General features: G+C 27.2%; 16 protein-coding genes. 13 read left to right on the top strand and 3 right to left on the bottom strand.

What is annotated here, in order from left to right; translation table 4 throughout:
- Window positions 1–177: 177 nt before the first annotated feature.
- From V2E24_RS02555 to V2E24_RS02500, 12 genes are all read left to right on the top strand, one after another.
- On the top strand, window positions 178–522 hold the full coding sequence (locus V2E24_RS02555; protein WP_330500861.1) for a Spx/MgsR family RNA polymerase-binding regulatory protein: 345 nt from the start codon (window positions 178–180) through the stop codon (window positions 520–522).
- A 34-nt stretch (window positions 523–556) separates the two neighbouring features.
- Window positions 557–1,960 (top strand): glutamate--tRNA ligase, encoded by a 1,404-nt coding sequence (gene gltX / locus V2E24_RS02550; RefSeq protein WP_330500860.1) that lies wholly within the window; start codon window positions 557–559, stop codon window positions 1,958–1,960.
- Window positions 1,951–2,367, top strand: a complete 417-nt coding sequence (locus V2E24_RS02545; protein ID WP_330500859.1) for a hypothetical protein — start codon at window positions 1,951–1,953, stop codon at window positions 2,365–2,367. Before gltX ends, V2E24_RS02545 begins: the two co-directional genes overlap by 10 nt.
- Window position 2,368: 1 nt before the next feature.
- A complete protein-coding gene (locus V2E24_RS02540; RefSeq protein ID WP_330500858.1) occupies window positions 2,369–2,692 on the top strand; it encodes a holo-ACP synthase in 324 nt (107 codons plus the stop codon).
- A gap of 61 nt (window positions 2,693–2,753) precedes the next feature.
- Window positions 2,754–3,422, top strand: coding sequence for a lysophospholipid acyltransferase family protein (locus V2E24_RS02535; protein WP_330500857.1), 669 nt, complete (start codon window positions 2,754–2,756; stop codon window positions 3,420–3,422).
- 6 nt (window positions 3,423–3,428) lie between these two features.
- Window positions 3,429–4,166, top strand: a complete 738-nt coding sequence (locus tag V2E24_RS02530; protein WP_330500856.1) for a segregation/condensation protein A — start codon at window positions 3,429–3,431, stop codon at window positions 4,164–4,166.
- Window positions 4,156–4,728, top strand: a complete 573-nt coding sequence (gene scpB / locus V2E24_RS02525) for an SMC-Scp complex subunit ScpB (protein ID WP_330500855.1) — start codon at window positions 4,156–4,158, stop codon at window positions 4,726–4,728. Before V2E24_RS02530 ends, scpB begins: the two co-directional genes overlap by 11 nt.
- A gap of 78 nt (window positions 4,729–4,806) precedes the next feature.
- Window positions 4,807–5,664, top strand: a complete 858-nt coding sequence (locus V2E24_RS02520; RefSeq protein ID WP_330500854.1) for an RluA family pseudouridine synthase — start codon at window positions 4,807–4,809, stop codon at window positions 5,662–5,664.
- A 7-nt stretch (window positions 5,665–5,671) separates the two neighbouring features.
- Window positions 5,672–5,974: an Asp-tRNA(Asn)/Glu-tRNA(Gln) amidotransferase subunit GatC gene (locus V2E24_RS02515; protein ID WP_330500853.1), complete on the top strand. Its 303-nt coding sequence runs from the start codon at window positions 5,672–5,674 to the stop codon at window positions 5,972–5,974.
- Entirely contained in the window at window positions 5,974–7,296 is a 1,323-nt protein-coding gene (locus V2E24_RS02510) for an amidase family protein (RefSeq protein WP_330500852.1), read from the top strand. The genes V2E24_RS02515 and V2E24_RS02510 overlap by 1 nt, the downstream gene beginning before the upstream one ends.
- A complete protein-coding gene (gatB, locus tag V2E24_RS02505; protein ID WP_330500851.1) occupies window positions 7,296–8,723 on the top strand; it encodes an Asp-tRNA(Asn)/Glu-tRNA(Gln) amidotransferase subunit GatB in 1,428 nt (475 codons plus the stop codon). Before V2E24_RS02510 ends, gatB begins: the two co-directional genes overlap by 1 nt.
- Window positions 8,680–9,783, top strand: coding sequence for a YhjD/YihY/BrkB family envelope integrity protein (locus V2E24_RS02500; RefSeq protein WP_330500850.1), 1,104 nt, complete (start codon window positions 8,680–8,682; stop codon window positions 9,781–9,783). The genes gatB and V2E24_RS02500 overlap by 44 nt, the downstream gene beginning before the upstream one ends.
- A gap of 37 nt (window positions 9,784–9,820) precedes the next feature.
- Here the strand turns inward: V2E24_RS02500 and V2E24_RS02495 are convergent, their stop codons facing one another.
- From V2E24_RS02495 to V2E24_RS02485, 3 genes are read right to left on the bottom strand one after another with little or no spacing between them, the layout of a single operon-like run.
- Complete coding sequence (locus V2E24_RS02495; RefSeq protein ID WP_330500849.1) at window positions 9,821–10,573, bottom strand: MAG4940 family membrane protein; 753 nt, start codon at window positions 10,571–10,573, stop codon at window positions 9,821–9,823.
- Window positions 10,574–10,598: 25 nt separating this feature from the next.
- On the bottom strand, window positions 10,599–11,423 hold the full coding sequence (gene pgsA, locus V2E24_RS02490; protein WP_330500848.1) for a CDP-diacylglycerol--glycerol-3-phosphate 3-phosphatidyltransferase: 825 nt from the start codon (window positions 11,421–11,423) through the stop codon (window positions 10,599–10,601).
- The gene (locus tag V2E24_RS02485) at window positions 11,386–11,913 is read right to left on the bottom strand and encodes an MHJ_0274 family protein (RefSeq protein ID WP_330500847.1); all 528 of its coding nucleotides are present in this window, start codon (window positions 11,911–11,913) and stop codon (window positions 11,386–11,388) included. The genes pgsA and V2E24_RS02485 overlap by 38 nt, the downstream gene beginning before the upstream one ends.
- Window positions 11,914–12,287: 374 nt before the next feature.
- On the opposite strand from V2E24_RS02485, the gene V2E24_RS02480 reads away from it, so the two are divergent.
- The gene (locus V2E24_RS02480; RefSeq protein ID WP_330500846.1) at window positions 12,288–13,613 is read left to right on the top strand and encodes an MAG3090 family protein; all 1,326 of its coding nucleotides are present in this window, start codon (window positions 12,288–12,290) and stop codon (window positions 13,611–13,613) included.
- Window positions 13,614–13,635: the final 22 nt, after the last annotated feature.

Genomic DNA, 13,635 nt, shown 5'->3' with positions numbered 1-13,635 from the left:
TTATAAAACGGCATCGTTAACAGTTTGTAAAATTTTTTACACATGTGTGAAAAAATTAAAAAATTTAATAATTTTGCATTAAAAGTGTTATTAATTGCAAATTAATAATAAAAAATATTTATTAATAATCATTTATAATAATAAATATATTATTAGGCATACAAATAAAGGGGCAAAATGAATAAATTTTACGGTTACAAAAAATGCTCAACAAGCAATAAAGCAGAAAAATATTTACAAGAGTTTAATGTTGAATATCAATTTATTGACCTAAAAGAAAAAGGGATTACTAAAACAACTTTAAAAAAGGTTTTGAGAGCTAAAAAAGATATTAAAAAAATACTTAATACAAGCGGAAATTCATATAAAGAAATGAATCTTAAAGATAAGTTGGCAGATTTGAGTAACGATGAAGTTATTGATTTAATGGTTAAAGACCCAATGTTAGTTAAAAGACCTATTTTTATTGATGAAGAACATGACAAAATTTATGTAGGTTTTGTTAATAACGAATTTAAATAATTAAATTTTATGTTTCATTAACAAAGGAGAAAAAATGAAAAAAATTAGAACAAGATACGCACCAAGTCCAACTGGATATTTACACATAGGTGGTGCTAGAACTGCCTTATTTTGTTATTTATACGCAAAACATTTTAATGGTGATTTTATCTTTAGGTTAGAAGATACTGATGTAGCTAGAAACGTTCCTGGCGGAGAAGAAAGCCAACTTAAAAATTTAGAGTGATTAGGTATTGTGCCTGATGAGTCTCCTTTAAAACCAAACCCTAAATATGGCAAATATCGTCAAAGCGAAAAATTAGAACGTTATTGAAAAATTGTTGAGAAAATGTTAGATCAGGGGTTAGCGTATAAAGCTTATGATAATTTTGAAGAATTAGAACAACAACATGCTGAAAGTGTGGCTAAAGGTATTGCAAGTTTTAAATATGATCGTAATTGATTGAAAATTTCTGATGAAGAAAAACAAAAAAGAGACGAGGCAAAACAATATAGTATTCGTATAAGTATGCCAAAAGATGTTGAATTAAGCTGACAAGACACAGTTAGAGGTAAAATTTCATTTAATTCAAGCGATATTGGTGACTGAGTTATCTTTAAAAGTGATGGGTACCCAACATATAATTTTGCTGTTGTAGTTGATGATCATGATATGGAAATTACTAATGTTTTAAGAGGTGAAGAACATATAGCTAACACCCCAAAACAATTAATGGTTTTCAAGGCATTAGGTTGAGAAGCTCCTGAATATGGACACATGACAATCATCACAAACATGGAAGGTCATAAACTTTCTAAAAGAGATACTTCTTTAAAACAATTTATTGAAGATTATCGTAAAGAAGGATATCACCCACAAGCTGTTTTTAATTTCTTAGCGTTATTAGGTTGAACAAGTGCTGACGCACAAGAAAAAATGACTCCAGCACAATTGATTCAAAAATTTGATCCAACACGTTTAAGTAAATCGCCTTCAAAATTTGATATTCAAAAAATGCAATGATTCTCAAAACAATATATTAAAGAAATGGATAACTTTGAAATTGCTAAAAAATTAAGTGATTTACAAAGTTATTCAAATGAATGAATTGACTTATTTATAGATACATACAAACAAAACGCTTATACATTTAGTCAAATACAAGAGAGTTTAAAATTATATTCAAACCCTAAACACACATTAGAACATAAATTCAACGAAGAGGAAAATAATTTAATTAAAACTTTTGCCGCTTTAGTTTTTGAGAAAGATTTTAGTGTTGAAAATATACAAGAAGCAATTAACCAAACTAGCTCAATTACAGGTTTAAAAGGTAAAAAATTATTTATGCCTTTAAGACTAAGTGCAACATTAGAAGAACATGGTCCAGAATTAGCTAAAGCCATTTATCTTTTTGGAGAAGATGTAATTAAAGAAAGATTAAGTTTATGAAAATAAAGTTTAGATCAGTAGCGAACTCACCACTACAAAAAGAACCACAAGTTATTGAATTTAGCAGTGATTTAGAAAGAAGTTTTGAGGAAGGGATGGATATTTTAACATTTATCGAACCTAATCAAAACATTCACAATCGTATTGAAGTTTCAAAAGATAAAGTTAATATTTTTGCGGGTTTAAGTACTATTAACATGGAATTAAACAAAGCTGTTGATAATTACTATATCCAGCAAACACCTGATGGTAAACAAATTAAAATTGTTTTAACTTGATTATTAAATAAAATTGAGCATATTTTTGAAACAAGCACAAAAGAAATATATAAATTAGGATACAAATTAACACAAAATAACGATTTCTCCAACATTATTGGTGATTTTGAAATAACACTTGAAATAGGTAAATAAAGTGATTGGCGTTGATTTGGTTAAAATATCTCGTTTTGAAGATCCTAAAAAACACCAAAAAAAATTTATTAGTAGATTTTTAAATGAGCAAGAAATTGAAACATTTGAAAATATCTTAAATTTCGAAGATAAAAGTGTTTTTTTAGCCAAAACATGAGCAGTAAAAGAAGCTATTTTTAAAGCAGACAACTTTTATAGCAATTTTAGAAATATAAATCTTAAAAAAGTTAATAATAAAATCATTTTTGAAAATTTTGAAATTTCAATCTCTCACGAAGATGATTTTTTAGTTGCTTTTGTATTAAAGAAAGGAAAAAATGACTAGATTATTGAAAAAAATAATTTTTTCACCAATTTGATTACTTAGAGTTATGAAAATTAACAAAATGGCTAGTAGATACAGAAAACATCCAGATTTAGTTCCTGGTTTTGAAAGAGTCAACATGTTGATTTTCTTTTCTGAAAAATTTTTGAAACTTAATAATATTGACTTAGAAATAGAAGGTTATGATAATTTACCTAAAAATGGTGGTTGCTTATTAGTTCCTAACCACAAATCAAATATTGATTCAGTTGCTCTTTTAGCTGCTTTAAAAGATACAACATATGAACCAGGAATTCAAACTAAAGTTACAACATTTTTAGCAAAAAAAGAATTAACCAAAAAACGCTTAATGAGAAATTTATTATCATTAGTTGATACTTTTGCAATTGACAGAAGTAATTTCCGCCAAAGTGTTGAAACAATTAATGAATTTGGAAAATTTGTTAAAGAAAACAAAACATATGGTGTTGTTTTCCCTGAAGGGACAAGAGTTGTCAAAGAAGAAATTGGTGAATTTAAAGCAGGTGCTTTTAAAGTAGCGCAAAAAGAATATTTACCAGTTATACCTGTAACCATTAAAAATTCTTTACATGCTTTAGATAAAAAAAGAAAAGGTAGATTAAAAGTTACAGTTGTATTTCATAAAGTTATTAAACCATCTCAATTTATGGTTCAAGACTCAAAAGGGATCGCTCAAAGAGTACAAGATATTGTAGCTTCAAAATTATAATCAACAATGCAAAAGAATTTATATGACTTAAAATTAGATCAATTTGATGGGCCGCTGGATTTGTTATTATCATTGGTCCAAGATAAGAAAATTGATATTTTAGAAATTAATTTAGCTGAATTAGCTTCGCAGTATTTACAAATAATCAACAATCTTAAAGAAAGTGATTTAGATATTGCTGGAGAGTATTTGTTGATGGCCTCAACATTATTGCAGCTAAAGACAAAAATGCTTTTAAGCGACCCTAAAGAAGTTTTAGAAGTAGAACAAGATAAAAATGAAATTTTAAGAAGACTTAGTGAGTATAAGCAATTTAAAAATATTGCCGAAACACTCAAAGAACAAGAGCTAAAACGTCAAGATATCTTTATCAAAGAGATTAACGATATTGATTTATTTTTTAATAAAAAAGACTCTTCAGTTTTAGATGGTTCAAGTAATGCTTTAAAATTGATTGTCACATTGAAAAAAATGTTTGAAAGAGTTTATTCGCAAAAATTAAGAATGATCAAATTTGAAACATTTAATTTAACAGCTAAGGACCAAGAAAAATACATAAGAGACTTATTTAAAGACAAAAATGAAGTAAAATTTGAAGAAATTTTTACATTACCAAGCATGAACCATTTTGTTATAACTTTTTTAGCTTTATTAGATTTGGCTAGAAAACAAGAAATTATCATTAACCAAGATAAACAATTTGAAACAATTCAAATTTTCAAAGGACCAGAATATGAAAGATAACATTATTGAAGGACTTTTATATGTTCAAGGTGAAGAAGGTTTAACATTAGAACAAGTTGTTAAAGTTTTTTCGTTAAATAATAAAAATGAAGCCAAAAAGTTAATGAATGATTTTGTTCATAAATTTAATGCACTTGATAGAGGTTTAAAAGTTCAAGAATTTAATGAAGTTTATAAATTATCAACTAGAGAATCGATTAAAGAATACATTTTTAAGCTATACGAAAACGAAAGAAAACAAAGGCTTTCAAATGCTGCTATTGAAGTGGCAGGTATTGTGGCTTATAAACAACCAGTAACTAGAGGACAAATTGCTCTTATTAGAGGTGTTTCTAGTGATCAAGTTCTTAATACTTTAATTTTAAAAGGTGTTGTTGAAGAAGTAGGTGTTAGTCCAACAGTTGGTAATCCAACTTTATATGGTGTAACAAATAAGTTTTACGATTATTTTAAAATCAAATCTATGGCAGATTTACCAAAATTAAATGATTTTAATTATTTAAAAGAAGGTGATGAAAACGAAGAGTTTGATCTTTTTTCAAGTCAAAGGGAAAATTTTTAATTCAGACACATATTTATGTGTTTGTTTTTATTTATAATTAGTATTATAAATAAAGCTAATAAGAGAATGTAGGTAATAATGAATTTAATAAAAATAAAAGCGACCAAAAACGATCAAAACAGAACTTTATTTAAGGTTTTGAGTAAATATTTTTCTAATGTTCCTATAAGTAGGTTAGAAAAATTATTTAGAAAAAAAGATATAAAAGTTAATGGTAATAGAAAGATAGATAAAAGTTATTTAGTTGTTGAAAATGATTTAATTGAAATTTATGGTTTAGAAAATGTCACTGATCATCAAAAGGAAAATGAATTTAAAACATCCGAAGTTAAATTTTCTCCAATTTACGAAGATGACAATATTTTAATAATAAATAAACCAATAAATGTGGCTATGCACTCTGAAGAAGATTGTTTAGATTTCCAAGTTTTGAAATATTTAAAATTCAATAAAAGCGACAGTTTTATACCTTCTCATCTTGGAAGATTAGATAAAGAAACAAGTGGTTTAGTAGTTTATGCCAAAAATTTTGAAACACTAAAGACATTTAAAGAAAATCCTGATTTGATTCAAAAAACTTATTGATTTAAAAGTGATTTTGAAGGACCCAACACCTTAGTTAAGGGTTATATTTACAAAAACGAAGATAAGAAAAAGATGAGTTACTCTCCGACTCAAAAACCTAATTCTCAGTATTTTGAAACTAACTTATTTATTGAAAATCGTAAAAAGTTTGCGACAATAACAACAGGTAGAAAACACCAAATTAGACTAAGTTTAACCGCTATTGGTAAACCTATTTATGGTGATAGAAAATACGGCGGTAAAAAAGCAGATAGATTAATGTTGCACGCTTATATTTTAAAGTTCAATAAATTACCTAAAAAATTAAGTTATTTAAGTAATAAAGAGTTTATTGCTAACGTAAAATGATAGGAGTTTTATGAAAGAAATATCAAAAGAAAAATTAATAGAAATAGCTAATTCACTGATGTTACAACCTAGTGAAGATATTTTAGATTCGATATTAAAAGATTGAGAAGAGCTTCAAAATCACCTTTTAGTTTTAAATAAAATTGACACTTCTAATGTAGAACCTATGAGTCACATTAATGAAGATTTGTACACAGATTTCCTTAGAGATGATGAAGTGAATAACCAAAAAATGATTTCTAAAGAAGTTATTTTGGAAAATGCAGCACAAAAAAATGAAGATTTTGTAATTACTAAAAAGGTGGTTGAATAATGGATAAAATTTTAAATTTAGGTAATGTAACAGAAGCTATAAAAGAGTTAAAAAATGACCAAAACAACTGTGTAGCATACATTTACGAAAACCCTAAACAAGAATCCGAAGGACTTTTAAGCGGTGCGGTCGTAACTATTAAAGATGTTTTTGCTACAAAAGATGCGCCCACACAAGCTTCAAGTAAATTTTTACAAAACTTTAAACCTTCTTATGATGCGACTGTTGTTGAACGTTTAACCAAACAAGGAGCAATAAAAGTTGCTAAAGTTCATAATGACGAATTAGCTTTAGGAGGAACAGGAACTTTTAGTGGTTTTGGATTAATTAAAAATCCTTTAGATGCTTCAAGATTAGCTGGTGGTTCAAGTAGCGGAAGTGTCGCAACTTTTACTAAAAGCATTTCAATTGCCTTGGGTAGTGATACAGGAGATAGTGTTAGGTTACCAGCTTCTTATAATGGCGTTGTAGGTTTTAAACCAAGTTATGGAGCTATTCCTAGATATGGTATGTTCGCTTATGCTTCAAGTTTAGATACAGTTGCTTATTTTGCTCATAACGTTAATGATATAGCTGTATTTTCTAAAGCTGTATTTGGTAAAGATATCAAAGATATGACAAGTGTTGATGTAAAAATCGATAATGTTCAAAACATTAAACCTAAAAAAGTAATTGCTTTTAATGTTTTTGATTATCTTGAACCTTATGTTGCTCAAAGTTATCAAAATTTAATTGATAAACTTAAAGCTGATAATGTTGAGGTTGAATTAATCGATCTTAATTTAGATTTAATAAGAAGCATTAAACCTATTTATGATATTGTTTCTTACTCAGAAGCTTCAAGTAACTTATCTAATTTAAATTCAATTGCTTTTGGTCAAAGAGAAAACGGTGAAAATTGAAGTGAAATAATGACTAATTCAAGAAGTAAATATTTAGGTAAAAACGTACAAAGAAGACTTATTTTAGGAAGTTATTATTTATATCAATCAAATCAAGAAACAATGCTTTTAAAAGCACATAAAGTAAGAAGAGTATATAAAGAGTACATGGATAATATTTCAAGAAGTGCTGATTTAGTTATATATCCTGCTAGTGCAGCTGTAGCAGCTAAAATTGATTCGTCTTTAAATAAATCATATGATTTTATGGACTATATTTTAACTGGTTCTAATTTAATCGGAACCCCATCATTAACAATGAAAATGGGTGTAAATGATCAAAATTTACCATTTAATATTGCCTTAGATTCTTATATATATAATGACGAAAAACTACTTAGCCACGCTTTATACATTGAAAAATTATTGGAGGTTAAATAATGACAAATATTTTTGACGTAGTTATAGGTATAGAAATTCACTTAGAATTATCAACAAAAACAAAAATGTTCTCTCCTTCTTTAATTGATTTTAATGCTCCGGCTAACACATGTGCAAATCAAATTGACGTAGCTTACCCAGGTACTTTACCCATTGTTAATAAACAAGCAGTTAAAAATGCTGTGAGTTTAGCCAAAGCATTGGAGATGGAAATTGATGATGTTTTACACTTTGATAGAAAAAATTATTTTTACACAGATTTACCTAAGGGTTATCAAATAACACAGTTTTACAGACCTATTGGTAAAAATGGTAAAATCGAAATTTTTGTAAATAATCAATCTAAATTTATCGAAATTGAAAGAATACATTTAGAAGAAGATACAGCAAGACAACATCATGATGCTGACATTACAGAATTAGATTACAATCGTGCTGGAGTGCCTTTAATTGAAATTGTTACTTATCCAGTAATAAAAAGTGCTGACGAAGCGGCTGCATATGTAGATGCTATTAGAAAAACAGCCTTAAGTTTAGGTATTTCTAACGCTAAATTAGAACAAGGTTCGCTTAGAGCTGACATTAACATTTCATTACGCCCTAAAGGTTATGAAAAATTTGGTACAAAAGTAGAAATTAAAAATATGAACTCTTTAAGTAATATCAAAAAAGCTATTGAATTCGAAATTAAAGACCAAACCAAAAAAATTCTTACTAATCAAAAAATATTACAACAAACAAAAAGATTTGACGATTCAACTAATTCCAACGTTGTTATGCGTACAAAAACAGGTGAAACAGACTATAAATATTTCCCAGAACCTAACATCCCTTATATAAAGCTTTCAAAAGAGTTTATTGATTCAGTTAAAATTCCTGAGTTACCTAACCAAAGATACTATCGTTATAAAAGAGAAAACATTCAAGACTTGTATATTCAATCACTTAATAACGATTTAAATTTAGCAAAGTTTTTTGATTCTATTGATTATCCAGATCGTGAAAAATTATCTAAAGTTTTCTTTGCGGAAGTAGTTAGTTTAGCTAACGCTAAAGGTTTAAGTGCATACGAGCTAAATATTAGTGCGGATGATATTAAAAGATCACTAGAGCTTTTAGATCAAGAAATTATTTCAGGAAAATCTCTAAAAAAATTAATACCTCTTATTGACCAAAGTGACTTAGATGTAGATGTAATTGTAGAAAAATATAACTTAAAACAAATTACTGACAAAAATGTTATTACAAAAATGGTTACACAAATAATCGAAGAAAATGAAAAATTAGTTAGCGAATATCCTCAAAGACCTGAAAGAGTACTTAAAATGATTTTAGGTAACTTAATGAAAGTTTCAGGTGGCCAAGTAAGCCCTATAATTGCTGATGAAATTACTAAAGATATCCTCAACGGAAAATTCAAATTATAAAAAATATTTAAAAAAACACCCTTCATTTAACTCTAATGTTAAGAAAGTTTATAAGAAAAGTTCATTTATAAACAATATTAACTGGCCTCCTTTAATTAAAATCAACATATATGAAATAGTTACTAAGTTCATTATCAAAATCATTTTCTTTATTTTGACACCATCCAATATTTTAAATAACAATAATAAAACTAAAGAGGTTATAAACAGAGCTTATAGCCAATTTACATCTAAGACATTTTCTTTTATTCCTAGCAGTTCCAGCATGTATTTTATTGTTAGTTTTGCGCCAATAGTAATTGTTAGTTTTTTGATGTTAATTTGGTCTGGTAATTATAGTATTTATTTACTAGAATCGATAATTTCTTGAGTAGTTCCTGGAATTAGCGATATGTTCCAATATTTAGCTGAAGATGGGTTAAATTTAGTTTTAGGTAACACAACAGGAATAACAGCAACTTTTTTACTATTAATTTCGTGTTTGTGATTTGCCAGCAGCGGTTATGGTAGACTGGTAGCCAGTGAAAATATGATTTATAAACACAAATATGTGGGTACATGAATTGGTAACAGACTAAAAGGATTATTAATTGTTTTTGGTATTAGCTTATATTTAGCTTTGTTTACAATTGTCCATTTTCATGTTGCCAAAGCATTAAATTTTTTAGTTTTAAACTCAAGTGGATTTTATATTTTAGACAATAGCACCTTTAATTTTGCGCAATATTTTTTTAATAGTATCAGTGCTTTAGTTTTTTTATTAATAGGTTTTTATTTATTATTAAAATTCACACCAAGTTTTAAATTAAAATTTGAAGGATTAAAAAATGGGGTAGCTGTAGCTACTGTTCCTTCGTGGATATTGGTTTGTGTGTTTGGGAGTTTTGCGAAATTATCAAATTTTGGTAAGTACGGACCTTTAGGAATTTTTATGTTCTTATCGATTTTAGTTTCATGACTTACTTATTTTTGTTATTTAGGAATTTTGATTAATGCTTCTTATTTTAAAACTTATATTAGTGAAAGAACAATGCAAAAGAAAGCGATTTTTAAATTTTAATTAATAAAAAATCTTAGACTAGACGTCTAAGATTTTTCTATGTAATTTTAATAATATAGGCTAATATTGCGCAAAAAGTTATCGTTAAAGTTGTGCTTATTAAAATCATAGCCACACCCTTAAGTGATTGCTTTCCGCGAATAAGATATATAAAGTTAACTCCTAAAAATAAGTTTAAATTACTGGCGAAGTTACCATCCTTAGAAGAAAATAACAAGAAGATCCATAACATAAAAGTATTTGCGAAAAAAGTAGCGATATATTTTCAAAAATGATCGTTTCTAAAAATGAATTGATTTACGCAAATAGCTGTAACTAAGGCATATAAGAAAATTGATTCCTTAAAAGCAAATCTTTTAAGTGAAGCATTTTTGTTAACCGCTTTTAGACTGTGATCGTATTTTTTGTTTTTAAAAATAAAGTAATAAATTAAACCGCCCACAACAAAACCTACTATATGTAAAAGTAAAACACTTATTAAACCTTTAAAATAAGCTATTTGAGGATCGTCATACATTTCTCTAAAAAATGCCAAAAATAAGTTTATAGGGTTTGAGAAAATAATCGGCAAGGATGAGTAGTGATTTCATGCATGAGCTATTAAAAAGCAAGTTAAAGGTGTTAAAAAAGCAAAAACTGGATAAATTGTTGAATATTTAAGAGTGAACTTTTTGTCAGGATGTATAGAGGCAAAAATAGAAAAACAGCCACCCAATGTGATAACAAAGGCGGCTGCTATTTCACTTAAAATGATCTGCGAAGCAAATCAAGTAGTCATTATTTCCTTCATTAGTTTTAATTATACTTAATTTAAATTATTTAATGTAAGGAATAATTTTTTGTACATAACGAATACCAGAAAACACATTGAAGGCTGCTGCTACAATTAAAGGTAAATTAACTATATATGTAAATCAGTAGTAATTAGAATTTATTTTTATCTCTTGCGAAATGAATGGTGAAATTTCTGTTGTAAATGGAGATGCTTGTGTAGATGGCACTAAAGATATAATTTGGGCATTTAAAGGATAAATTATATAAACAAGCATTATTATTACTATGGCTGCGCTCATTAGTGCTGTTTTGTATTTTCCGTATTTATCAGCTGCTACGCTTATGTTATTTTTTGTCATAACAACTCTAGCACCAGCCACGACTAAATCTCTTAAAACAAATATTAACACTAATCAAAAAGGTATAACTTGTAACATAGCCATTAAAATAAGTGCACTTGTTGTTATAAATTTATCTGCAATAGGATCCCATAATTTACCAAATTCAGTAACCATTGCCTTTTCTCTTGCGATTTTTCCATCAAAATAATCAGTAACCATTGCCACAACAAAAATTAACAAAGCCATACCAATCATGATTCTGGAAATATTCATTAATTTTACAGATTCTTTATAAAAATTTAAAGTTTGGTCTTGGAAGTTACCGGTTAAAAAATTATTTACTGATTCTGTAACTTGTTTTTGAATAGTTTCTAAATCTGGTGTGTGAAGAGCATATTTAAATGTTAAGAATGCTGCGGTACCAAAAATAATAAAAGGAATAACTAAAATTAATCTAAGTAATGTTAATTTGTTAGGTAAATTCAGTTTAACGAACCAATTTCCCAGTTTCTTTAACGAACTCATTTTCTATCTCCTTGCTAGCTTCTAAAGATAATTGTTCAACATTATCTAAAGTTAAAAATTTAAGTTGATTATTAAAATATTCTATATCTTTTGTACATTTTTTTATTCAGTTATTACTTTTAGTATCTTTTAAATTAACAACGTGTGACATAAATTTTTTGTAATCATCATTTCTAATGATGTATGTTTGAAAATCAACGTCGATAATATACCCTTCAATAACTTTTCTAGCTGCGTTATTAATTGAAGGCATTTTGTAATCACCTATGCTAACTTCAAAATTATCTAAGTATATTTTATTTACTTTGATAACTTCATTGAAATTAATGATTGATTTTTGAAAAACTTCTAAAGCTTTAGCTGCGTATTCTTGTTTTTCTTTTAAAAGTTTCTTTTTGTTTCTTTTTTCTTTTATGAAACTATAAACTAAAAACCCTAAGGCAACACATAAAAGAATTCCAAAAAGGATTCATATAAAATATTGACCCATTTTTCTCCTTTTAATTAAATAAAATTAGTAAATAAATTATATTTTATTTATTTTTTATTTAATAATAATAGCCAAAAAATGTCAAAATAGAAATTTTTGACTTCAAAATCATATTTTGAAAATAAAAATTTATTTTTTAAAATATAAGTGAGTAAAAACAAAATAATTTCAACCATAAATTTTATTTATTCGCTTTTAAAACAGTTTTTTTAGTAAAAAAATTACGCTTATTAATCTTTATTATTTATAAGTTATATTATTTTTATGATAATAAAAAAATTAAATTTTACTAATGTTGCTTATTTATAGGCTAATAAATGCCGGAAATATTAATAAAAATAATATATAATAAAATTACGATATTAAGGAGAAATATGAAGCGTTTACAATGTTTATACAAACCAGAAAAAAGTAAAGACTATCCATGAGCACTTAAACACCCTAAAGTAGCCACAGCATTAGCTTTATTTAAAACAAGACAAGAAGCAACTGATTGATATTTATCTTTAGGTTATGAATGCGTTTATTGATTCCAAAACCAAGAAAAAATTTGAGGTGGTCAAGTAGTTTCTGAAAAAAACCTTAACGGAGTTATGGAACACGAGGTTATTGTTGATAACTTTGATGGTGCTTTAAGTTACGAAAGCACATGTGAAGAATTTTACATTGATCCAAGAAGCTTAACTAGAGATCTAGAAGCACAAAAGTTACGTTTAGCTAATTTGAAAGATTTTAAATTATTAAAAGATCCTGAAAAATACTTCCCGGTTGAAGATATTCCAAGTCCACGTAAATCTAAAAAAGATCTTGAAATTGAAGAATTAAGAAGACAAATTGCATTATTGTTAGATCAATTAAGCACTTCAAAGAGAGATTACTCAAAAGAAATTATTGAATTACAAGAACAACTTAAAGATTCTTCAAGTGATAAAAGCGCTTTATTACAGAGAGTTTTAGAATTACAAAAAGCAGAAAGATTAGCTGAAGAAGAAGAAAATAAAGCTAAAATCGAAGCTCAAAATTTAGTTAATTTAGTTAAATTCGCTTACATTAAAGATTTATCAGTTAGAGACCAAGTAGAAGTTTTAGCATTATATTCAGAAAAAGTTAAAGAATTAGAAGAAAACGTAACAGTTGCCAAAACAAACACAAAAGATTTAAATTCAATCAAAGCCAACATTAACTTAGTTAGAGATAACTACGAAAAATTATTAAAAGAATTAAAACCAGAAGATCCTTTTTACGCTCAAATTAAATTATTATTAGAAAAACTAAAACACCACTCAGTTAACTTAGTTCATCAATTAGTTTTAGACGAAAATGCTGAAAATACACCATTAACATCAGCTTACTCAAAAGACTTATCAACAAACACAAACTTACCATTAAATTTAGCAACATCATTTGTTTTATACAATATGAAACATGTAGCCTTTACACCGTTTGATAAATACGAACACGCTATTTCAGTATTACACTCAATACAAGATCAACGTGTTATTGTTTTAGGTGGGGAAATTACCGAGCACGAATGTCCAAGCGAAACAGAAGTTAAAGAAGTTTTAGTAACATCACAAGCTAATGAAGTGGTAGATGCAGACTTAGATAAAAGATGATCACGTTTAGTTTTATCAGTATTAGGTGCAGCAGCGCTAATCTTAGTTATTTTATTAGTTCTTATTTTAGTATTTTTAACATAATCAAAAGCACAAAAGCCCTTAA

The organism is Mycoplasmopsis ciconiae, from assembly GCF_036350065.1.
Classification (GTDB): domain Bacteria; phylum Bacillota_I; class Bacilli_A; order Mycoplasmatales; family Metamycoplasmataceae; genus Mycoplasmopsis; species Mycoplasmopsis ciconiae.
Note: the sequence above shows the minus strand (reverse complement) of the source record. Positions and strands in the feature narration are given on the sequence as shown.